The following is a 21,278-nucleotide window of genomic DNA, read 5'->3' as shown; positions in this document are numbered from 1 at the left end:
CACGGACACGCACGCGCCCGACTGCCTCTGATAACCACAAGCGAAGAACCAGGAGACATGCATGAAAAAGAACCCACTCGCGCGAATTGCATCACTCTGCTTCGCGGTCGCCGCCGGCACCGCACTGACGCTGGGCAGCGCGCAAGCGGCCGACGATGCCGTGAAGATCGGCTTTATCACGGATCTGTCGGGACTGTACGCGGATATCGACGGGCAGGGCGGTCTTGAAGCGATCCGGATGGCGGTCGCCGACTTCGGCGGCAAGGTCAACGGCAAGCCGATCACGGTGCTGTACGCGGATCACCAGAACAAGGCGGACATCGCGGCGTCGCGCGCTCGCGAATGGTTCGACCGCGATGGCGTCGATATGGTGATCGGCGGCACGAACTCGGCGACCGCTCTGTCGACGAACACCGTCGCGGGCGAGAAGCACAAGGTCTACATCAACGTCGGCGCGGGCGCCGATACGCTGACCAACGAGCAATGCACGCCGTACACGATCCACTACGCATACGACACCACCGCGCTCGCAAACGGCACGGGCTCGGCGGTTACGAAGCAGGGTGGCAAGACGTGGTACTTCCTGACCGCCGACTACGCGTTCGGGAAGGCGCTCGAAAAAGCGACCTCGGACGTCGTGAAGGCGAATGGCGGTCAGGTGCTCGGCTCGGTGCGTCATCCGCTGTCGGCGTCGGACTTCTCGTCGTTCCTGTTGCAGGCGCAGGCGTCGAAGGCGCAGATCCTCGGCCTCGCGAATGCGGGCGGGGACACGATCAACTCGATCAAGGCCGCGAAGGAATTCGGCATCACGAAGACGATGAAGCTCGCCGCGCTGCTGATGTTCATCAACGACGTGCACAGCCTCGGTCTCGGAACGACGCAGGGTCTCGTGTTGACCGACAGCTGGTACTGGAACAAGGACGCCGACACGCGCAAGTGGTCGCAGCGCTACTTCGACAAGATGAAGAAGATGCCGTCGAGCCTGCAGGCTGCCGACTACTCGGCGGCGATGAACTATCTGAAGGCGGTGCAGGCGGTGGGCTCGACCGACCCGGATAAGGTGATGGCGCAGCTGCGCAAGACCAAGATCGACGACTTCTACGCGAAGGGCTACATCCGTCAGGACGGCAGCATGATCCACGACATGTACCTGATGCAGGTGAAGACGCCGGCCGAATCGAAGGAGCCGTGGGACTACTACAAGATCATGGCGACGATTCCGGGCGATCAGGCCTTCACGACCAAGGCGCAGACTCGCTGCGCGCTGTGGAAGTAAGTGCGGACGGGCAGGATGCGGTCGAGGACCGCGCAGACCTGAGAGAACCGCCGGCGCTGCAGCGGTACGCGCTGGCGGGCAACCGTTTCAGATGCTGCACGCGATGGGCGGTGTCGCCGCTCGCCGCGTGCCGGCCGGATCGTGCGGTACCGATCTCACCTTGACGATGGCTTGAAGGGCTAAGGGCTTCAATGGACATCTTTGGCGTTCCGCTGCCGGCGATGCTGAGCCAGCTTCTGCTCGGGCTCGTGAACGGCTCTTTCTACGCGATTCTGAGCCTCGGGCTGGCTGTGATTTTCGGCCTGCTCAACGTGATCAACTTCGCGCATGGCGCACTGTTCATGCTCGGCGCGATGCTGGCGTGGATGGGGCTGTCGTATTTCGGTCTGCCGTACTGGGTGATGCTCGTGCTCGCGCCGCTGATCGTCGGGCTCGTCGGCGTCGCGATCGAGCGCTCGATGCTGCGCTGGCTTTACAAGCTCGATCATCTGTATGGCCTGTTGCTGACGTTCGGCATCACGCTCGTGATCGAAGGCGTATTCCATTCGATCTACGGCTCGTCGGGCCAGCCGTACGACGTGCCGTCGGCGCTGTCGGGCGCGACCAATCTCGGCTTCATGTATCTGCCGAACTATCGAGCGTGGGTGGTCGTCGCGTCGCTGATCGTGTGCTTCGTGACATGGTTCGTGATCGAGAAGACGCGGCTTGGCGCGTATCTGCGCGCGGGCACCGAAAACCCGAAGCTGGTCGAGGCGTTCGGCGTCAACGTGCCGCTGATGATCACGCTGACATACGGCTTCGGCGTCGCGCTCGCGGCGTTTGCCGGCGTGCTAGCCGCGCCGGTGATTCAGGTCTCGCCGCTGATGGGCCAACCCATGATCATCACCGTGTTCGCGGTGGTCGTGATCGGCGGCATGGGCTCGATCATGGGCTCGATTCTGACCGGCCTGATGCTGGGCGTGGTCGAAGGACTCACGCGTGTGTACTACCCCGAGGCGTCGGCGACCGTCGTCTTCGTGATTATGGCGCTCGTGTTGCTCGTGCGTCCGGCGGGTCTTTTCGGCAGGGAAAAATGATGCAGAGAAAAGTGCTCTACGGTCTGCTGCTGATCGTGCTGCTCGCGGTGCCGGTGCTCGGCATCTATCCGCTCTTCGTGATGAAGGTGCTGTGCTTCGCGCTGTTCGCGGCCGCCTTCAATCTGCTGATCGGCTATACCGGCTTGCTGTCCTTCGGTCATGCGATGTTTCTCGCGTCGGCCGGTTACGTGACCGGCTACGCGATGCAGACGCTCGGCTTTTCGCCCGAGCTGGGCGTGCTGAGCGGCACCGCGGCGGCGACGCTGCTTGGGCTCGTCGTCGGCTTCTTCGCGATTCGTCGTCAGGGCATCTACTTCGCGATGGTGACGCTCGCGCTCGCGCAGATGGTCTACTTCGTGTTCCTGCAGGCGCCGTTCACGCACGGTGAAGACGGTCTGCAAGGCGTGCCGCGGGGGAACCTGTTCGGCCTGTTGAGTCTGTCGTCGGATGTCGCGCTGTATTTCGTCGTGCTCGCGGTGATCGTCGCGGCGTTCCTGCTGATCGTGCGGATCGTGCATTCGCCGTTCGGGCAGGTGCTCGTCGCGATCAAGGAAAACGAGCCGCGCGCGGTATCGCTCGGCTACGACACCGACCGTTTCAAGCTGCTCGCATTCATCCTGTCGGCCGGTATCGCAGGTCTCGCGGGTTCGCTGAAAGTGCTGGTGCAAGGCTTCGAAACGCTGAGCGATGCCTATTGGACGATGTCCGGCCTCGTGATCCTGATGACGCTGGTGGGCGGCATGGGCACGCTGTTCGGGCCGTTGCTCGGCGCCGCGCTGATCGTGTCGCTCGAAGACAGGCTCGGCGATATCGGCGCGGCGCTCGCGTCGATGACCGGCATCGACTGGTTCCGCTCGCTCGGTGAATCGGTGACGATCGTCACGGGGCTGATTTTCATCGCGTGTGTGCTGGCGTTCCGGCGGGGCATCGTCGGTGAGATCGTCGCGCGAGTGCGACCGTTGCGGGCTTGAGATTGGCTGCCTGGTTCCCGCCCGCGAGGGCGCTTGCCTGATGCAGTGCGATACGCGATTGCTTCGACATCCGATCCAATTGTGGCTCGTGCCGAAGGTCCGCTGGATCGGGGACTTGAGCAAACCTGCGGCAAACCGTGTGACGAAATGAGCCTTTCGCGCCCCAATCTGGTGCCGCAGTGCACCACTAGGGTAATTGCTAGTTGTGACTGCTGGGGTGGTCGTTTAATCTTCATCCAGTTCTGATGCACCACGAATTTGCAGGTGGAGAACGAGGAGACAATTGAGGCACTAAGTGCCCAGAAGAAAGCGCTGTTGGATTGATATCCAACAGCGCTTTTTTTATTGCTGTTTATCGAATGTCTCGATGCGAACTCTCGCTTATTTCGCGCGCCATTTTTATTCCTCGGCAGCCGCTGCAGCTAAACATCAAAAGCCTGCGAAACGCTTGCAGCACGGCACTTGGGTCCGCTAAACTCGCTATTCACCGACCACTGGGTTGGCAATTAAATCCGTGGATTTAATTGCAATTGAATAACGGGTTTAATAGAGGAGCAGGATGAAGTCGGCATTGCGTTGGATCAGCGCGGCATTGGTCGCCACTGGGGTTTCGGCTGCATGGAGCGGCCATGCTTTCGCGGACGTGAAAATCGGCGTCACGGTGTCGGCAACAGGACCGGCCGCATCGCTCGGTATTCCGGAAAAGAACACGATTGCGCTGCTGCCGAAAGAAGTCGCGGGCCAGAAGATCGACTACATCGTTCTCGACGACACAACCGATTCCACCCAGGCAGTCAAGAACGCTCGTAAGCTCACTAGCGAAGACCACGTCGATGCATTGATAGGCTCGACTGTCGTACCGAACTCGCTCGCCATGATCGACATCGCCGCCGAAACTTCCACGCCGATGATCTCGCTGGCCGCGGCTGCGGGCATCGTCGAACCGATGGACGCGAAACGCGCATGGGTCTTCAAGACGCCGCAGAACGACATTCTGATGGCCACGGCGATCGCGCAGCACATGGCCAATCACGGCGTGAAAACGGTCGCGTTCATCGGCTTTTCCGACGCGTATGGCGAGAGCTGGTTCAGGGAATTCAGCAAAGCCGCAGACCTCGCGAAGCTCAAGATCGTCGCGAACGAACGCTTCGCGCGCAACGATGCGTCGGTCACCGGTCAGGTGCTGAAGATGATGTCGCAGAACCCGGACGCAGTTCTGATCGCCGGTGCGGGTACGCCGGCCGCGCTGCCGCAGAAAGCGCTGAAGGAACGCGGCTACAAGGGCAAGTACTATCAGACGCACGGCGTCGCGAACAACGACTTCCTGCGCGTGTGCGGCAAGGATTGCGAAGGCACGTGGCTGCCCGCCGGCCCGCTGCTGGTCGCCGAGCAACTGCCCGAGGCGAATCCGGTGAAGAAGAGCGCGCTCGCGTACAAGCATGCGTATGAAACGGCGTACGGCGCGGGTTCGGTGTCGACGTTCGGTGGTCACGCGTGGGACGCGGGTCTGCTGCTGCAGCGTGCGATCCCGCTCGCGTTGAAGAAGGGCCAGCCCGGCACGGCGGCATTCCGCGACGCGCTGCGTGCCGCAGTCGAGGGCACGAAAGATTTGCCGGCGTCGCACGGCATCTTCAACATGAGCGCGAACGACCACGCCGGTCTCGATCAGCGGGCGCGCGTGATGGTGCAGATCGTCGATGGCAAGTGGAAGCTCGCCGGCGACTGAGCGAAGGCTCTGCGCCACGGGACCTCATCGAAGAAGACGCGTGCAGTTGACGCGTCTTTTTTTGTTGCCCGTGCCAGGTGTCTGCAGCGCGCAAAAGTGTGGTTTCGCTGCTTCAGGACAAACCCGCATTTGGCGCACGCTCTCTTGACCGTCGATATTGCAGACCGCAAGCTACTAACATATTAGTGGTTTAGGAAGGTCCGGATGGAATAGAGCCGCGGCAAAGAAACGCGGCGTATGACGCGAATGCGCATTTGCGCGACGCGAGAGGAGCGGTACCCAACAAAGCGGGGAAGGTATGCGTGCCGAGCAGGGAAAACCATGCTTGGCACACCTGAACTCGCTCACTAGATTCAGACACCCGGCCAAGCAAGCCGGTTTATAGATAGGCGCTTTTGAAGGCGTTTGGAGACTCGCAATGAAAAAGACAAGGCATTGGGTACGCACCGGCATCGCGATGGCGCTGATGTGCGGCGCGGGGGCGGCATTCGCGCAGGTGAAGATCGGCGTCACGTTGTCGACGACGGGGCCGGCCGCGTCGCTCGGAATTCCAGAGAAGAACACGATCGCGTTGTTGCCGAAAGAGATCGGCGGCAAGAGCGTGCAGTACATCATCCTCGACGACGGATCGGACACCAGCAAGGCCGTGCAGAATACGCGCAAGCTGATCGACGAAGACCACGTCGACGCGATCATCGGCTCGACCGTCACGCCGAATTCGCTCGCGATGCTCGATCCGGCCGCCGAGGGCAAGACGCCGGTGATCTCGCTCGCGGCGTCGGCGGCGATCATCCAGCCGATGGATGCGAAGCGCGCATGGGCGTTCAAACCGCCTCAGAACGACAGCCTGATGGCCGACGCGATCGCCGATTACATGCAGCACCACGGCGTGAAGACGGTCGGCTTCATCGGTTTCTCGGACGCCTATGGCGACAGCTGGAACGCGACGTTCGACGCCGTGGCGAAAGCGCACAACCTGAAGATCGTGTCGAACGAGCGCTTTAACCGCACCGATGCTTCGGTGACGGGCCAGGTGCTGAAGACAATGGGCGCGAATCCCGACGCGGTGCTGATCGCGGGCTCGGGCACGCCGTCGGCGCTGCCGGCCAAGACGCTGAAGGAGCGTGGCTACAAGGGCAAGATCTATCAGACGCACGGGGTCGCGAACAACGACTTCCTGCGCGTGTGCGGCAAGGATTGCGAAGGCGAGCTGCTGCCGGCTGGTCCGATCCTCGTCGTCGATCAATTGCCGGATTCGAACCCTGTGAAGAAGTCCTCGGAAGCCTATAAGAACGCCTATGAGAAGGCTTATGGCGCGGGTTCGGTCGCGACCTTCGGCGGTCATGCGTGGGATGCCGGCCAGATGTTGCAGGCTGCGATTCCGGTCGCGCTGAAGACCGCACAGCCAGGCACGCCCGAGTTCCGCGTGGCGCTGCGCAACGCGCTCGAAAACATCAAGGAGCTGCCGGTGTCGCACGGCATCATGAACACCACCGCGAACGACCACAACGGCCTCGACCAGCGCGCGCGCGTGATCGTGCAGATCGTCGACGGCAAGTGGAAGCTGCAGAACGACTAAGACGATTTACAAAAGCAACTAGCGGTACGCGCCTCTCGCGCAATCTGCGGTGCATGACGCCGCATTGCCATTGTGCTCGACGACAATGGCATCGACCGCCGCGCCGTGACCCGGCGCGGCGGTTGTCTTTTCAGACATTGCAGATCGATGGCCGGCTACGCGCCGCGCCGTCACGACTGTTTCCCGGTTTTTTGATTTCGACGCTTCAGGACGAGGAAGTATGGATCTATCAATTGCGGCGATCCTCGCGCAAGACGGCATCACGACCGGCGCGATCTACGCGCTGCTCGCGCTTGCGCTGGTGCTGGTGTTCTCCGTCACGCGGGTGATCTTCATCCCGCAAGGGGAGTTCGTTTCGTACGGCGCGTTGACGCTCGCCGCACTGCAAACGCAGAAGTTTCCTGCCACCTGCTGGCTGTTGATGGCGATGGGCGCGGCATGCTTCGTCGTCGAGACGGTGGCCGTATTGCGGCACGCTGAGCGGCGTCGACATGCGGCGCGCACGCTGCCTGTGCTGGCAGGGAAGTACCTGCTGTTTCCGATCGCGGTCTACGCGCTCACGCGCGGCATCTTTCTGCAGCCGCTGCCGATGATCGTGCAGATCGCGCTGACACTGCTGATCGTGATTCCGATGGGGCCGTTCGTTTATCGCCTTGCCTATGAGCCGATCGCCGAGTCGCCCACGCTGCTGCTGTTGATCGTCGCGGTGGCCGTGCATTTCGCGATGGTCGGTCTCGGCCTCGTGATGTTCGGCGCCGAAGGCTCGCGCACCAACGCGTTTTCCGATGCGACGTTCAACATCGGCACGTTGTCGATCTCCGGGCAGAGCCTGTGGGTGATCGGCACCGCGGTTGTGCTGATCGGCGCGCTGTATCTGTACTTCGATCGCTCGATCTCGGGCAAGGCGTTGCGCGCGACGTCGGTGAACCGGCTCGGCGCACAGCTCGTCGGCATCGGCACGACGCAGGCGGGACGGCTCGCGTTCACGCTTGCGGCGGGTCTCGGCGCACTGTGCGGCATTCTCGTCGCGCCACTGACGACGATCTACTACGACTCGGGCTTCCTGATCGGTTTGAAGGGCTTCGTCGGCGCGATCATCGGCGGTCTGGTCAGCTATCCGCTGGCGGCGGCCGGCTCGATTCTCGTCGGTCTGCTGGAATCGTATTCGTCGTTTTGGGCCAGTGCTTATAAGGAAGTGATCGTGTTCACGCTAATCATCCCGGTGCTGCTGTGGCGCAGTCTTGCGAGCCCACATGCCGAAGAGGAAGAGGAGTAACACGATGAAACGGATCATGCAAAAGAAGTTTTTCTGGTTGTTCCTCGTGGTGCTGTTCGCTTTGCCGGTTCTGCCGCAACCGATTCATGTGCCCGAGTACTGGGTCACGCTGTTGAACTACATCGGTCTCTATTCGATCGTCGCGATCGGCCTCGTGCTGTTGACGGGTATCGGCGGCATGACGAGCTTCGGGCAGGCCGCGTTCGTCGGCATCGGCGCTTATGCAACCGCGTATCTGACGACGAACTTCGGTGTGTCGCCGTGGCTCGCACTGATCGCGGGCGTGATCTTGACTGCGCTGATCGCGCTGATGCTCGGTCTCGTGACGATGCGTCTGTCCGGCCACTTCCTGCCGCTCGGCACGATTGCGTGGGGGCTCGCGCTGTTCTACCTGTTCGGCAATCTCGACATGCTCGGCAAGTACGACGGCATCAACGGCATCCCGGTGTTGAATGTATTAGGGATCAACCTCGAGTCCGGCCGCCATATCTATTACCTGATCTGGCTGGTCGTGCTCGGCGCGGTGGTCTCTGTTCAAAATCTGCTTAATAGCCGGCCGGGTCGCGCAATTCGTGCACTGCGCGGCGGGGGTCTGATGGCCGAGGCGATGGGGGTCAACACCGGTTGGATGCGCGTCGTGATCTTCGTCTACGCGGCGGTGCTGGCGTCGGTGTCGGGCTTCCTGTACGCGCACCTGCAGCGCGCGGTGAATCCGACGCCGTTCGGGCTGAATCACGGCATCGAGTTTCTGTTCATGGCGGTGGTGGGCGGTGTCTCGCACGTCTGGGGTGCGGTGCTGGGCGCGGCGATTCTGACCGTACTGCAGGATTATCTGCAGACGTTGCTGCCGAAACTGCTCGGCGAGAACGGCAACTTCGAAGTGATCGTGTTCGGCATCATCATGGTGCTGCTGCTCCAGTATGCGCGGCAGGGCGTCTGGCCGTTCGTCGCACGCTTTTTCCCGCGTGGCCCGCGGGCGCATCTCGCGGATCACGCCGATTCTCTGCCGCAACGCAACAAGCCGCAGGCCGGCGAAGACTTGCTGACAGTGAATAAGGCGCGCAAGCAGTTCGGCGGTCTGGTTGCGGTGAACGACGTCAGCTTCGAGGTCAAAGCGGGGCAGATCATCGGGCTGATCGGGCCGAACGGCGCCGGTAAGTCGACGACGTTCAATCTCGTGACCGGAGTGCTGCAGCCGACGAGCGGAGAGATTACCTTCCGCGGCGAGCGCATCGATGCGCTGAGTTCACGTGAAATCGTCAAGCGAGGCATCGGCCGGACGTTTCAGCACGTAAAGCTGCTGCCGGGCATGACCGTGCTCGAGAACGTCGCGATCGGCGCGCATCTGCGTGGCCATGCGGGTGTGTGGCGCAGTATCGTGCGGCTGAACAGCTCGGAAGAGGCGCGATTGATGGCGGAAGCCGCTCGGCAGATTCGCCGCGTCGGCCTCGAACAGCATATGTATGACGAAGCGGGCAGTCTCGCGCTCGGCCAACAGCGGATCCTCGAAATTGCGCGCGCGTTGTGCTGCGATCCGACTCTGCTATTGCTCGATGAACCAGCAGCCGGTCTGCGCTATCAGGAGAAGCTGCAGCTCGCCGATCTGCTGCGGCGACTCAAAGCGGAAGGGATGAGTGTGCTGCTTGTCGAGCACGACATGGATTTCGTCATGAATCTGACGGACCGGCTCGTGGTGATGGAATTTGGCACGCGAATCGCTGAAGGTCTGCCGCAGGAAGTGCAGCAGGATCCGGCGGTGCTCGAAGCGTATCTGGGTGGGGTGGAATGATGGACAACACGACAACGACCGGCGTGGCGGCAGCGGGATCGATTCTCGAAGTGGACCATCTGTCGGTCCGTTACGGCAAGGTCGAGGCGCTGCACAATGCGGCGATCAAGGTGCGGGCGGGGCAGATCGTCTCGGTAATCGGCCCGAACGGCGCGGGGAAGTCGACGCTGCTGAACGCGATCATGGGGGCGTTGCCGACGTCCGGTCATGCGAAAGGCGTGATTTCCTATCAGGGAGAGGACGTCGGCGCAATGCCCGTGGAAAAACGGGTCGCACTGGGGATGTGCCTGGTGCCGGAAAAGCGCGAGCTTTTCGCTTCGATGACCGTCGAGGACAATTTGCTTCTTGGCGCCTACCGACGCAAGCGGGCAGGGGAGCGCAACTTTCTCGATCAACTGGAACCAGTGTTCGAACTATTCCCACGGCTGAAGGAGCGGCGCAAGCAGGCGGCGGGGACGCTTTCGGGTGGCGAGCGGCAAATGCTCGCGGTCGGCCGAGCGCTGATGGGCAAGCCCGATCTGTTGATGCTGGACGAGCCGAGCCTCGGCCTCGCGCCGCTCATCGTGAAGGAAATCTTCCATATCATCAGCGCGTTGCGCCAGACGGGCGTCGCGACGCTACTGATCGAGCAGAATGCGCGCGCCGCATTGCAGATCTCGGACTACGGCTACGTGCTGGAAACCGGCGAACTGGCGTTGGAAGGGCCGGCGGCCGACCTGGCACAGAATCCTCGCGTGATCGAAACCTATCTCGGCCTGGCAAAAAAAGTCGCTTAAATTCGCACTTTTTCGGCGACCGCTGTCTTTCGAAGCGGTGTGTTTCACGTGAAACACACCGCTTTTTTATTGTTTCACCATTCGGACGAAATTCGGACCGAAACCGAACCCGTTATAATTCGGCCATACATTTTCCTTTGAAGGCTCACGCGACGATCGGGCGTGAGATCCCGCGATGCTTTTTCCCACAGAATTTGACGTAATCGTCGTCGGCGGCGGTCATGCTGGCACCGAAGCCGCTTTGGCCTCGGCGCGCATGGGCAATAAAACGCTGCTCTTGACCCATAACATAGAGACCCTTGGTCAGATGAGCTGCAACCCGTCGATTGGCGGCATCGGCAAAGGCCATCTGGTCAAGGAAGTCGACGCGCTCGGCGGCGCCATGGCGGCTGCCACCGATGAAAGCGGCATCCAATTCCGTATCCTGAATTCGTCGAAAGGGCCGGCGGTCCGCGCGACGCGGGCTCAGGCCGACCGCGTGCTGTACAAAGCGGCGATCCGCCATCGTCTCGAGAATCAGCCGAATCTGTGGCTGTTCCAGCAGGCGGTCGATGATCTGATCGTCGAGGGCGACCGCGTGGTCGGCGCCGTCACACAAGTAGGTATTCGTTTTCGGTCGCGCGCGGTGGTGCTGACGGCTGGCACGTTCCTCGACGGCAAGATTCACGTTGGCTTGAATAACTACACCGGCGGCCGCGCGGGTGACCCCGCCGCGGTCTCGCTATCGGCGCGGTTGAAAGAGCTGAAACTGCCGCAGGGCCGGCTGAAGACGGGTACGCCGCCGCGGATCGATGGTCGCACAATCGACTATTCGCAGCTCGAAGAGCAGCCGGGCGATCTGGACCCGGTGCCAGTGTTCTCGTTCCTGGGTCGCGTCGAGCAGCACCCGCGCCAAGTTCCGTGCTGGGTCACGCATACGAATCAACGGACACACGACATCATTCGCGGCGGTCTCGATCGTTCGCCGATGTACACGGGCGTGATCGAGGGGGTGGGGCCGCGCTATTGCCCGTCGATCGAGGACAAGATTCACCGGTTCGCGTCGAAGGAATCGCATCAAATCTACCTCGAGCCGGAAGGTCTGACCACGAACGAGTTCTATCCGAACGGAATCTCGACGAGCCTGCCGTTCGACGTACAACTTGAACTGGTGCGATCGATGCAAGGTCTCGAGCACGCGCATATCCTGCGGCCTGGCTATGCAATCGAGTACGACTATTTCGACCCGCGTGGACTCAAGGCATCGCTGGAAACGAAGGTGATCAATGGCCTGTTCTTCGCCGGACAAATCAACGGTACGACCGGCTACGAAGAGGCGGCCGCGCAGGGCGTTCTGGCTGGCATCAATGCGGGCCTATTCGTCCAAGGCAAGGAAGCATGGTGCCCGCGGCGCGACCAGGCTTATCTCGGCGTGCTCGTCGACGATCTGGTCACGCGCGGGGTGTCCGAGCCGTACCGAATGTTCACGAGTCGTGCAGAGTACCGTCTGAGCTTGCGCGAGGACAATGCCGACATGCGGTTGACGGAGATCGGGCGCGAACTCGGTGTAGTCGATGACGCCCGTTGGGACGCCTTCAGTCGCAAGCGGGACGCTGTTTCACGTGAAACACAGCGCTTGCGTTCAACGTGGGTCAATCCTAAGACCTTATCGGCGGAACAAGCGACCGAATTGCTCGGCAAGCCGATCGACCACGAATACAGTCTCGCAGACCTGCTGCGTCGTCCGGGTGTCAGCTACGACGGCGTCTGCGCGCTGCGTGACGGCACTTGTGGCGCGCCCGAAGCACTGGCGGAAGACCCCGTGCTGCTCGGGCAGATCAAGGAACAGATTGAAATCGGCGTCAAATATCAGGGCTACATTGACCGACAGGCCGGTGAGATCGAGCGCAACGAGGCCCAAGAGAACACTCGTCTGCCAGAAGGGCTGGACTACACCGAGGTGCGTGGGCTGTCGTTCGAGGCCCGCCAGAAGCTGATGCAGTTCCGGCCGGAAACGATCGGCCAGGCGTCGCGTATTTCGGGCATCACGCCTGCCGCGATATCGCTGCTGATGGTTCATCTGAAGCGTGGCCTCGGGCGTCGCCCGTCGAAACCCGCCGAACCCGGCGCCGACAGCACGCCGGTGGTGCAATGACGGCAGCGCAAAGGGGAGTCGACCAGCAGGCCTTGGCGTCATTGCTGGCGGACGGTGTCCGTGAACTTGGCCTCGAACTCAGCGACGCGCAGCAGCGCAAGCTGCTCGATTACGTCGCGCTGCTCGCGAAGTGGAACAACGTCTACAACCTGACGGCAATCCGCGATCCGCGGCAGATGCTGGTTCAGCACATCCTCGATTCGGTGTCGATCGTGCCGCACCTGGCGCCGCGCGGACCGTCGTCGGTGCTCGACGTGGGCTCTGGCGGTGGCATGCCGGGCATCGTGCTCGCGATTGTGCTGCCCGATTGGACCGTCACGACGAACGACATCGTCCATAAGAAGACGGCATTTCAATCGCAGGCGAAGGCCGAACTGGGCCTCGCGAATCTGTCGGTCGTGACCGGCCGGGTGGAGACGCTGCAGCCTGGCGCCGAAGTACCGGCAAAGTTCGACGTAATCGTCTCGCGCGCATTCGCAGAACTCGCGGATTTCGTTACACTGGCCCGTCATCTGGTTGCGGAGCAGGGCTCGATCTGGGCGATGAAGGGTGTGCGGCCGGATGCCGAAATCGCGCGTCTGCCGGCGGGCGCCCACGTTGAACAGATCGTCCGACTGAATGTGCCGTCGCTCGACGCCGAACGGCACCTGATCGAGGTGCGAGTGGACACCGAAAGCTAACGGACGCCGCGACCTCTAAGTACCCTCAGTAATTTTCACTTCATCCAAGCAGCAAAAGGGACACACCAACGATGGCAAAAATCTTCTGCGTTGCGAACCAGAAGGGCGGTGTCGGCAAGACGACCACCACAGTCAATCTGGCCGCAAGCCTGGCAGCGCAGGGACAGCGAGTCCTTCTCATCGATCTGGACCCGCAAGGCAACGCCACGATGGGCAGCGGTATCGACAAAGCCGAATGTGCGAACACGGTCTACGAGGTGCTCGTGGACAGCGTGTCCGTGGCCGATGCGCGCGTGCGGCCCGAGGCGGTCGGATACGACGTGCTGCCGGCGAACCGTGAGCTCGCGGGCGCCGAAGTCGAACTCGTCAGCATGCAGAATCGCGAGCGTCAACTGAGGACGGCGCTGGCCGCGGTCGAGGGCGAATACGATTTCGTGCTCATCGATTGCCCGCCGGCTCTGTCGCTGCTGACGCTCAACGGACTATGCGCCGCGCACGGCGTCGTCATCCCGATGCAGTGCGAATACTTCGCGCTCGAAGGGCTGTCCGACCTCGTCAACACGATCAAGCAAGTGCACGCGAACCTGAATCGCGACCTCAAGGTGATTGGTCTGCTGCGCGTGATGTTCGATCCGCGCATCACGTTGCAACAGCAAGTCTCGGATCAATTGAAAGAGCACTTCGGCGACAAGGTGTTCGACGCGGTGATTCCGCGCAATGTGCGATTGGCTGAGGCGCCCAGCTACGGGCTGCCCGGTGTGGTGTTCGATAGGGCGTCGCGAGGCGCGCAGGCGTACGTGCAGTTCGGCGTTGAAATGATTGAACGGGTGCGCGCGCTGAATGACGCGCCCCAGGCATCCTAAGCGGATCGAGGAAGCACGATGAACGCAGTAGCAAGAAAGAAGGGACTAGGCCGCGGTCTGGAGGCATTGCTCGGCGGCACCGCGGATATCACCGAAGCAGCGGTGATCGACGGCGCGCCGAACGTGCTGCCCCTCGGCAAGATGCAGGCCGGCAAATACCAGCCGCGCACGCGCATGGACGAAGGCGCGCTGCAGGAGCTCGCGGCGAGCATCCGCGCGCAAGGGCTGATGCAGCCGATCCTCGTGCGTCCGATCGCGGCGGATCGCTACGAGATCATCGCGGGCGAGCGTCGTTTTCGCGCGGCGCGACTCGCTGGCCTCGACGAGGTGCCGGTGCTTGTGAAGGACGTGCCCGACCAGGCCGCAGCGGCGATGGCGCTGATTGAAAACATCCAGCGCGAGGATCTGAATCCGCTGGAAGAGGCCCAGGGCATCCAGCGCCTGCTGGACGAATTCAATTTCACGCATGAGCAGGCGGCGGAGTCGGTGGGTCGTTCGCGCAGCGCGGTGTCGAACCTGCTGCGTCTGCTGAACCTCGCGACGCCGGTACAGACGATGTTGCTCGCCGGCGATCTCGACATGGGCCACGCTCGCGCGCTGCTCGCCGTCGATGCCGCGACGCAAATCACGCTGGCCAATCAGGTCGTCAACAAGCGCCTATCTGTGCGCGAGACCGAAAAGCTGGTCGCGATGACCATGAAGGTGACGCCGGCGGCCAAGGCGCGCGCGAACCCGGATGGCGGCCGTGACACGCGACGGCTAGAAGAGGAACTGTCGGACCTGTTGTCGGCGACGGTGAAAATCAAGCTCGGCCGACGCGGTCGCGGCCAGGTGCTGGTGGACTTTGGCAATCTCGACGCGTTGGAAGGCATTCTTGTTCGCTTGCGCGGGAACGCGAACGTTTGAGTGCCAATTGGCGCTTAGCAGGGAAGGGTGGTGAACGGCTGGCGGCCTGTGCATGAGCACTGCCGCGAGTTGGTTTACCGCAGCGCGAGCGACCACCGTCGATTTCAAAATCAGCCAATGCAAAAATAATCAGTAATCCTAGTTTCAAACGTTCGACATTGTGCGGTAATTATCCTTACGAGCCGCTATCACAAAGCGGCTCGATCATCATCGAAAATTGCGGCGAAAAAGAATCACGTCAATTGAAGAGCTGCGCGGTTCAGCCCTTAAAAAAGCGGCATTTGTTGCGTTTTCGAGACGGCCGCCGCAGCGTCAAAACGCCCTGCCAACGTGCTTCGATCCACGCGACTACCCCCGCAGGTTTTGCCTTCCCCCGCCCGCCTTACATTTCACGTGTTTCGCGTCGTTCGCATACGTTTTACCGCATCGTGAACGCACGTTTCACGCGGTTATAGGCTGGCCTAAAGTCTTGAATTGCCTGCAACTATCGCTTACAATCGCCCGGATTTAATTGCACGGCAACCCCGTAAGCGCTGCGTAAACTCGCGGGCTGAACGAGACTTTCGGAACATTGCGATGGCGGTCAAAACGTCGAATCTGTCGCCGGAAAATGGTGACGACAGACAGCGCGCTGAACGCTCCGCACCTGAGACGTCCGCCCGTCGGAAGTTCGATCCGGCCGAAGCGTGGGATGACGCGCAGGAAGAAAACAATATCGTTCCGCTCACGCGGGCCGAGGCGGAAAAGCTGTTTGGTCCCGGCGTGGGTCGTCCATCGCGCGTGACGCCGTTCAGGGTCGTCGCAGCGCAAATGGTTTTGTCCCTGGTTGCAACGCTGTTGTGGTGGCTGTTCTACAAGCCGCCGGGCGCTGCTGCGCTGTCAGCGTTCCTGGGGGGGGCGATCTGCTGGGTGCCGGGCGCGTTGTTCGCGGCGCGACTGAAAAAGCTGGGCGGTGCCGAGACCGTGATGAGTTGGATGATCGGCGAAGCACTAAAGATGGGGACAACTATTGCGATGTTTGTCGCAATCGCCTTCTGGTATCACGACGTACGTTGGATTCCGCTGCTGGTGACCTACCTCATCGCGTTGAAGACTTACTGGATCGCGTTGGCGTGGCGCTAAGGTAGCAGCACAAAAAATAGCAGCAAAAAGAATTTAAGGCCGGCGCGCAGCGCCGGCGAGGGTGTGCGGATGAGATAGGGCCGCACCCGGCGCGTTCCCGCAACACGGTATTTCGGCGGGAACGGCCTCAAACGATTTTCGACAATTTGGGTGGCTTTAACGATATGGCAGCTAGCGAAGGCACGCGCGCAATGGATCCGTCCGAGTACATCGCGCACCACTTGCAGAACTTTTCCACCGCACACCAGACGTCGATTTTCGACATCCATGTGTGGAATCTCGACACCCTTTTCTGGTCGATCGTGTGCGGTCTCGTCACGATCCTCGTGCTGCATCTGGCAGCCCGCAAGGCAACGTCCGGCGTGCCGGGGCGCTTCCAATGCGCGATCGAAATGCTGGTCGAAATGGTCGAGGATCAATCGAAGGCCATGATCCACGGCTCACGGACTTTCATCGCGCCGCTCGCGCTGACAGTGTTCGTCTGGGTCGCGCTGATGAATTCGCTCGACTTCATCCCCGTCGACCTGCCGGGCCGCTTGATCGGCTGGCTGGGTCTCTCCGAAGTCATTCCGCACCACCGCCTCGTGCCGACCGCCGACCTGAACGGCACGATCGGCATCGCACTCGGCGTGTTCGTGCTGATGATTTACTACAACTTCAAGATCAAGGGCGCCGGTGGCTTCGTGCATGAGCTGCTGTCCGCTCCGTTCGGCGCGCATCCGCTGCTGTGGATCCCGAACCTGGCACTGAACATCATCGAGTTCGTCGCGAAGACGGTCTCGCTCGGCATGCGGCTGTTCGGCAACATGTACGCGGGCGAACTGTTGTTCCTGCTGATTGCCCTGCTCGGCAGCATCTGGAGCTTCGGCGCGGACACGACGGTGCTTGGCTTCATCGGCCACGTGGTCGCCGGCACAGTGTGGTCAATCTTCCACATCCTGATCGTTCTGCTGCAGGCGTTCATTTTCATGATGCTGACGCTGGTGTACATCGGCCAGGCACACGACGCGCACTAACCCGCGTTGTCGGCAAAGAATCGTAGTTTTTTAAATCCCAGTTCCAACCAGTTCTAAAAGACTTTTCACAAAGGAGTGATCATGCAAGCTTTCATCGCCAACATCCAGGGTCTGACCGCCATCGGTATCGGCATCATCATCGGCCTGGGTGCTATCGGCGCCTGTATCGGTATCGGTCTGATGGGCGGCAAGTACATCGAAGCATGCGCCCGTCAACCGGAACTGATGAACCCGCTGCAAACCAAGATGTTCCTGCTGGCTGGTCTGATCGATGCGGCGTTCCTGATTGGCGTTGGTGTGGCAATGCTGTTTGCGTTCGCGAACCCGCTGCTCTCGAAGCTGGCAGGCTGAGGTTCCTCGGAGGTTTGCGCCTGAGCTATAACAGGTAAAGGCGCAGGGCGGAACGGGTACTGGGGCGCTGATCGAGCAGAATCGATGAGCGCCTTGCCGTTTCACTTTCCGAACAAGCAACGTTTAAGGAAACACCGTGAATCTCAACGCAACCCTGTTTGCGCAAATGGTCGTGTTCCTGATCCTCGCGTGGTTCACGATGAAATTCGTGTGGCCGCCGCTGATCAACGCCCTCGACGAGCGCGCGAAGAAGATCGCCGACGGTCTGTCCGCCGCGGAAAAGGGCAAGCAGGAACTCGAAGCCGCTCACAAGCGCGTCGATCAGGAACTGGCTCAGGCTCGCAACGATGGCCAGCAACGCATCGCCGACGCTGAAAAGCGCGCTGTCGCAGTCGCCGACGAAATCAAGGCTCAGGCACAGGTGGAAGCCGCCCGCATCATCGCGCAGGCGAAGGCCGATGCGGAGCAGCAAGTCGTGAAGGCGCGCGAAGCGCTGCGTGGCGAAGTCGCTGCACTCGCTGTGAAGGGCGCTGAACAGATCCTGAAGCGCGAAGTCGACCAGGCAGCCCACGCTGACCTGCTGAATCAACTGAAAGCCGAGCTCTGATCATGGCCGAACTTGCAACCATCGCCCGTCCGTACGCGGAAGCGCTGTTTGGCGTGGCCGAAGCTGGTGACATCGCCGCCTGGTCCACGCTCGTGCAGGAGCTGGCACAGGTTGCGCGTCTGCCCGAAGTGCTGTCGATCGCCTCGAGCCCGAAAGTGAGCCGCGCCCAGGTTAGCGATCTGCTGCTGGCCGCGGTCAAGTCGCCGCTCAAGGACAACGCGCAAGCGAAGAATCTGGTGCAGATGTTGGTGGATAACCATCGCCTGCAGCTGCTGCCGGAAATCGCCTCGCAGTTCGAAGAGTTGAAGAACGCCCGCGAAGGGGCGGCAGATGTGCTGGTCGTCAGCGCATTCCCGCTCGAAGGTGCGCAGTTGAACGAACTCGTCGCAAGTCTCGAACGCAAGTTCAAGCGCAAGCTGAAACCGACGGTCGAAGTCGATCAGTCGCTGATCGGCGGCGTACGCGTGACGGTCGGCGACGAAGTGCTCGATACCTCGGTCCGCGCGCGGCTCGCCAGGATGCAAACGGCCCTGACGGCCTGAAGCGCTTCGCGCTTTAGCGGCTGGCACGCAACAGAATTGACTATCAGGAGCGAATAATGCAACTCAATCCCTCTGAGATCAGCGAGCTGATCAAGAGCCGGATCCAGGGCCTTGAAGCGAGCGCAGACGTTCGCAACCAAGGCACCGTGATCTCCGTGACCGACGGTATCGTGCGTATCCACGGTCTGTCGGAAGTGATGCAGGGCGAAATGCTCGAATTCCCGGGCAACACCTTCGGTCTGGCACTGAACCTCGAGCGCGACTCGGTCGGCGCCGTGATTCTGGGTGAATACGAACACATTTCGGAAGGCGACATCGTCAAGACGACGGGCCGCATTCTCGAAGTGCCGGTTGGTCCGGAACTGCTCGGCCGTGTGGTCGACGCGCTCGGTAACCCGATCGATGGCAAAGGCCCGCTCAATGCGAAGATGACCGACGCAATCGAAAAGATTGCACCGGGCGTGATCTGGCGTAAGTCGGTTTCGGAACCGGTCCAAACCGGTCTGAAGTCGATCGACTCGATGGTGCCGATCGGCCGCGGCCAGCGTGAGCTGATCATCGGCGACCGTCAGTGCGGCAAGACCGCGGTTGCAGTCGACGCGATCATCAACCAGAAAGGCAAGAACCTCGTCTGTATCTACGTCGCGATTGGCCAGAAGGCTTCGTCGATCATGAACGTAGTGCGCAAGCTCGAAGAATCGGGCGCGCTCGAATACACGATCGTCGTGGCTGCTTCGGCTTCGGATTCGGCCGCGATGCAATACCTCGCGCCGTACGCCGGCTGCACGATGGGCGAATACTTCCGCGATCGCGGTCAGGACGCGCTGATCGTTTATGACGACTTGACCAAGCAGGCTTGGGCATACCGTCAGATCTCGCTGCTGCTGCGCCGTCCGCCGGGCCGTGAAGCTTACCCGGGTGACGTGTTCTATCTGCACTCGCGTCTGCTCGAGCGTGCTGCTCGCGTGTCGGAAGAGTACGTCGAGAAGTTCACCAACGGTGAAGTGAAAGGCAAGAGCGGTTCGCTGACGGCACTGCCGGTCATCGAAACGCAGGCAGGTGACGTGACCGCATTCGTTCCGACGAACGTGATCTCGATCACCGACGGCCAGATCTTCCTTGAAACCGACCTCTTCAACGCAGGTATCCGCCCGGCAATTAACGCTGGCGTGTCGGTGTCGCGTGTGGGTGGCGCGGCTCAGACGAAGGTCGTGAAGAAGTTGTCGGGCGGTATCCGTACCGACCTCGCGCAGTACCGTGAACTCGCTGCATTCGCGCAGTTCGCATCGGACCTCGACGAAGCAACCCGCAAGCAGCTCGAGCGCGGCCGCCGCGTGACGGAACTGCTGAAGCAGCCGCAGTATCAGCCGCTGCAAGTGTGGGAACTGGCTGTGTCGCTGTTCGCGGCGAACAACGGCTATCTCGACGACCTCGAAGTTACTCAAGTCCTGCCGTTCGAGAAGGGCCTGCGCGATTACCTGAAGTCGAGCCATGCTGACCTGGTCAAGCGTATCGAAGATACCAAGGAACTCTCGAAGGACGACGAAGGCTTGTTGCACACGGCCGTCAAAGACTTCAAGAAGTCCGGCGCTTATTGATCCGCGAGTGATCCGCAAGGCATAAACGGACCTTGAAGCGGCGCGGGCCGCATGCGAATGCTCCCGCGCTGCTTCGATCAAGGAGCAAGCAATGGCTGGAATGAAGGAAATTCGCGGCAAGATCAAGAGCGTGCAAAACACGCGCAAGATCACGAAAGCGATGGAGATGGTGGCCGCGTCGAAGATGCGCCGCGCTCAGGAGCGCATGCGCGCTGCTCGCCCGTATGCCGACAAGGTCCGCGACATCGCCGCGCACATGAGTCGTGCGAACCCGGAGTATCGTCACCCGTTCATGGTGTCGAACGAAGGCGCGAAGGCGGCTGGCATCATCCTCGTCACGACTGACAAAGGTCTGTGCGGCGGGATGAACACCAACGTGCTGCGCGCGTCGCTGCAGAAGTTCAAGGAACTGGAAGGCCAGGGCAAGACGATCGAGGCAACCGCGATCGGCAGCAAGGGTCTGGGTTTCCTGAACCGTCTGCAGGCGAAGGTCGTGTCGAACGTCGTGCAACTGGGCGATACGCCGCATCTGGAAAAACTGATCGGCGCCGTGAAGGTGCAGCTCGACCTGTTCTCGGAAGGCAAGATTTCGGCGGTGTACCTTGCGTACACGCGCTTCGTCAACACGATGAAGCAGGAGCCGGTGATCGAGCAATTGCTGCCGTTGTCGGCGGACCAGTTCGAGCGCACGGAAGAAGACGGTACAACGCCGAGCACACAGTGGGACTACATCTACGAGCCGGATGCGCAGGCAGTGGTGGACGAACTGCTGGTGCGTTATGTCGAAGCGCTGGTCTATCAGGCTGTCGCTGAAAACATGGCATCGGAGCAGTCGGCCCGCATGGTCGCGATGAAAGCCGCTTCGGACAACGCGAAGACGGTCATCAGCGATCTGCAGCTCGTCTACAACAAGAGCCGTCAGGCCGCGATCACGAAAGAACTGTCGGAAATCGTCGGTGGAGCGGCGGCCGTCTGACCTCGGTCAGACAG

Annotated in this window: 19 protein-coding genes; all 19 read left to right on the top strand. The window is 61.3% G+C overall.

What is annotated here, in order from left to right; all coding sequences use genetic code 11:
* Positions 1–61: 61 nt before the first annotated feature.
* Positions 62–1,276 (top strand): ABC transporter substrate-binding protein, encoded by a 1,215-nt coding sequence (locus BC1002_RS15640; protein ID WP_013090969.1) that lies wholly within the window; start codon positions 62–64, stop codon positions 1,274–1,276.
* Positions 1,277–1,467: 191 nt separating this feature from the next.
* A complete protein-coding gene (locus BC1002_RS15635; protein ID WP_013090968.1) occupies positions 1,468–2,352 on the top strand; it encodes a branched-chain amino acid ABC transporter permease in 885 nt (294 codons plus the stop codon).
* On the top strand, positions 2,352–3,323 hold the full coding sequence (locus BC1002_RS15630) for a branched-chain amino acid ABC transporter permease (protein WP_018432441.1): 972 nt from the start codon (positions 2,352–2,354) through the stop codon (positions 3,321–3,323). Before BC1002_RS15635 ends, BC1002_RS15630 begins: the two co-directional genes overlap by 1 nt.
* A 559-nt stretch (positions 3,324–3,882) precedes the next feature.
* On the top strand, positions 3,883–5,049 hold the full coding sequence (locus BC1002_RS15625) for an ABC transporter substrate-binding protein (RefSeq protein ID WP_013090966.1): 1,167 nt from the start codon (positions 3,883–3,885) through the stop codon (positions 5,047–5,049).
* Between the two features lie 418 nt (positions 5,050–5,467).
* Entirely contained in the window at positions 5,468–6,628 is a 1,161-nt protein-coding gene (locus BC1002_RS15620; RefSeq protein ID WP_013090965.1) for an ABC transporter substrate-binding protein, read from the top strand.
* Positions 6,629–6,848: 220 nt separating this feature from the next.
* On the top strand, positions 6,849–7,904 hold the full coding sequence (locus BC1002_RS15615) for a branched-chain amino acid ABC transporter permease (protein ID WP_013090964.1): 1,056 nt from the start codon (positions 6,849–6,851) through the stop codon (positions 7,902–7,904).
* 4 nt (positions 7,905–7,908) lie between these two features.
* Complete coding sequence (locus tag BC1002_RS15610; protein ID WP_013090963.1) at positions 7,909–9,693, top strand: branched-chain amino acid ABC transporter ATP-binding protein/permease; 1,785 nt, start codon at positions 7,909–7,911, stop codon at positions 9,691–9,693.
* Positions 9,693–10,469: an ABC transporter ATP-binding protein gene (locus BC1002_RS15605; protein WP_041734471.1), complete on the top strand. Its 777-nt coding sequence runs from the start codon at positions 9,693–9,695 to the stop codon at positions 10,467–10,469. Before BC1002_RS15610 ends, BC1002_RS15605 begins: the two co-directional genes overlap by 1 nt.
* A gap of 175 nt (positions 10,470–10,644) precedes the next feature.
* Entirely contained in the window at positions 10,645–12,603 is a 1,959-nt protein-coding gene (gene mnmG, locus BC1002_RS15600) for a tRNA uridine-5-carboxymethylaminomethyl(34) synthesis enzyme MnmG (RefSeq protein ID WP_013090961.1), read from the top strand.
* Complete coding sequence (rsmG, locus tag BC1002_RS15595; protein ID WP_013090960.1) at positions 12,600–13,283, top strand: 16S rRNA (guanine(527)-N(7))-methyltransferase RsmG; 684 nt, start codon at positions 12,600–12,602, stop codon at positions 13,281–13,283. The genes mnmG and rsmG overlap by 4 nt, the downstream gene beginning before the upstream one ends.
* A 71-nt stretch (positions 13,284–13,354) precedes the next feature.
* Entirely contained in the window at positions 13,355–14,146 is a 792-nt protein-coding gene (locus BC1002_RS15590) for a ParA family protein (RefSeq protein ID WP_013090959.1), read from the top strand.
* 18 nt (positions 14,147–14,164) lie between these two features.
* Positions 14,165–15,052, top strand: a complete 888-nt coding sequence (locus tag BC1002_RS15585) for a ParB/RepB/Spo0J family partition protein (protein WP_013090958.1) — start codon at positions 14,165–14,167, stop codon at positions 15,050–15,052.
* Positions 15,053–15,628: 576 nt separating this feature from the next.
* Positions 15,629–16,174, top strand: a complete 546-nt coding sequence (locus BC1002_RS15580; protein WP_013090957.1) for an ATP synthase subunit I — start codon at positions 15,629–15,631, stop codon at positions 16,172–16,174.
* Positions 16,175–16,338: 164 nt separating this feature from the next.
* Positions 16,339–17,190 carry a F0F1 ATP synthase subunit A gene (gene atpB / locus BC1002_RS15575; RefSeq protein ID WP_013090956.1) on the top strand — a complete coding sequence of 284 codons (852 nt, stop codon included), beginning with the start codon at positions 16,339–16,341 and terminating at the stop codon, positions 17,188–17,190.
* 81 nt (positions 17,191–17,271) lie between these two features.
* A complete protein-coding gene (gene atpE, locus BC1002_RS15570) occupies positions 17,272–17,541 on the top strand; it encodes a F0F1 ATP synthase subunit C (protein WP_007180033.1) in 270 nt (89 codons plus the stop codon).
* Positions 17,542–17,677: 136 nt separating this feature from the next.
* Positions 17,678–18,148: a F0F1 ATP synthase subunit B gene (locus tag BC1002_RS15565; RefSeq protein WP_013090955.1), complete on the top strand. Its 471-nt coding sequence runs from the start codon at positions 17,678–17,680 to the stop codon at positions 18,146–18,148.
* Between the two features lie 2 nt (positions 18,149–18,150).
* On the top strand, positions 18,151–18,690 hold the full coding sequence (locus BC1002_RS15560; RefSeq protein WP_013090954.1) for a F0F1 ATP synthase subunit delta: 540 nt from the start codon (positions 18,151–18,153) through the stop codon (positions 18,688–18,690).
* 56 nt (positions 18,691–18,746) lie between these two features.
* Positions 18,747–20,288, top strand: coding sequence for a F0F1 ATP synthase subunit alpha (atpA, locus tag BC1002_RS15555; protein WP_013090953.1), 1,542 nt, complete (start codon positions 18,747–18,749; stop codon positions 20,286–20,288).
* Positions 20,289–20,379: 91 nt separating this feature from the next.
* Entirely contained in the window at positions 20,380–21,264 is an 885-nt protein-coding gene (atpG, locus tag BC1002_RS15550) for a F0F1 ATP synthase subunit gamma (protein WP_013090952.1), read from the top strand.
* Positions 21,265–21,278: the final 14 nt, after the last annotated feature.

The organism is Paraburkholderia atlantica (assembly GCF_000092885.1).
GTDB lineage: Bacteria > Pseudomonadota > Gammaproteobacteria > Burkholderiales > Burkholderiaceae > Paraburkholderia > Paraburkholderia atlantica.
Note: the sequence above shows the minus strand (reverse complement) of the source record. Positions and strands in the feature narration are given on the sequence as shown.

What these genes read in the sequence shown, in the direction of transcription:
- BC1002_RS15640 (WP_013090969.1), top strand. Translation starts at nt 62, where the DNA reads ATGAAAAAGAACCCACTCGCGCGAATTGCATCACTCTGCTTCGCGGTC.
- BC1002_RS15635 (WP_013090968.1), top strand. Translation starts at nt 1,468, where the DNA reads ATGGACATCTTTGGCGTTCCGCTGCCGGCGATGCTGAGCCAGCTTCTG.
- BC1002_RS15630 (WP_018432441.1), top strand. Translation starts at nt 2,352, where the DNA reads ATGCAGAGAAAAGTGCTCTACGGTCTGCTGCTGATCGTGCTGCTCGCG.
- BC1002_RS15625 (WP_013090966.1), top strand. Translation starts at nt 3,883, where the DNA reads ATGAAGTCGGCATTGCGTTGGATCAGCGCGGCATTGGTCGCCACTGGG.
- BC1002_RS15620 (WP_013090965.1), top strand. Translation starts at nt 5,468, where the DNA reads ATGAAAAAGACAAGGCATTGGGTACGCACCGGCATCGCGATGGCGCTG.
- BC1002_RS15615 (WP_013090964.1), top strand. Translation starts at nt 6,849, where the DNA reads ATGGATCTATCAATTGCGGCGATCCTCGCGCAAGACGGCATCACGACC.
- BC1002_RS15610 (WP_013090963.1), top strand. Translation starts at nt 7,909, where the DNA reads ATGAAACGGATCATGCAAAAGAAGTTTTTCTGGTTGTTCCTCGTGGTG.
- BC1002_RS15605 (WP_041734471.1), top strand. Translation starts at nt 9,693, where the DNA reads ATGGACAACACGACAACGACCGGCGTGGCGGCAGCGGGATCGATTCTC.
- mnmG (WP_013090961.1), top strand. Translation starts at nt 10,645, where the DNA reads ATGCTTTTTCCCACAGAATTTGACGTAATCGTCGTCGGCGGCGGTCAT.
- rsmG (WP_013090960.1), top strand. Translation starts at nt 12,600, where the DNA reads ATGACGGCAGCGCAAAGGGGAGTCGACCAGCAGGCCTTGGCGTCATTG.
- BC1002_RS15590 (WP_013090959.1), top strand. Translation starts at nt 13,355, where the DNA reads ATGGCAAAAATCTTCTGCGTTGCGAACCAGAAGGGCGGTGTCGGCAAG.
- BC1002_RS15585 (WP_013090958.1), top strand. Translation starts at nt 14,165, where the DNA reads ATGAACGCAGTAGCAAGAAAGAAGGGACTAGGCCGCGGTCTGGAGGCA.
- BC1002_RS15580 (WP_013090957.1), top strand. Translation starts at nt 15,629, where the DNA reads ATGGCGGTCAAAACGTCGAATCTGTCGCCGGAAAATGGTGACGACAGA.
- atpB (WP_013090956.1), top strand. Translation starts at nt 16,339, where the DNA reads ATGGCAGCTAGCGAAGGCACGCGCGCAATGGATCCGTCCGAGTACATC.
- atpE (WP_007180033.1), top strand. Translation starts at nt 17,272, where the DNA reads ATGCAAGCTTTCATCGCCAACATCCAGGGTCTGACCGCCATCGGTATC.
- BC1002_RS15560 (WP_013090954.1), top strand. Translation starts at nt 18,151, where the DNA reads ATGGCCGAACTTGCAACCATCGCCCGTCCGTACGCGGAAGCGCTGTTT.
- atpA (WP_013090953.1), top strand. Translation starts at nt 18,747, where the DNA reads ATGCAACTCAATCCCTCTGAGATCAGCGAGCTGATCAAGAGCCGGATC.
- atpG (WP_013090952.1), top strand. Translation starts at nt 20,380, where the DNA reads ATGGCTGGAATGAAGGAAATTCGCGGCAAGATCAAGAGCGTGCAAAAC.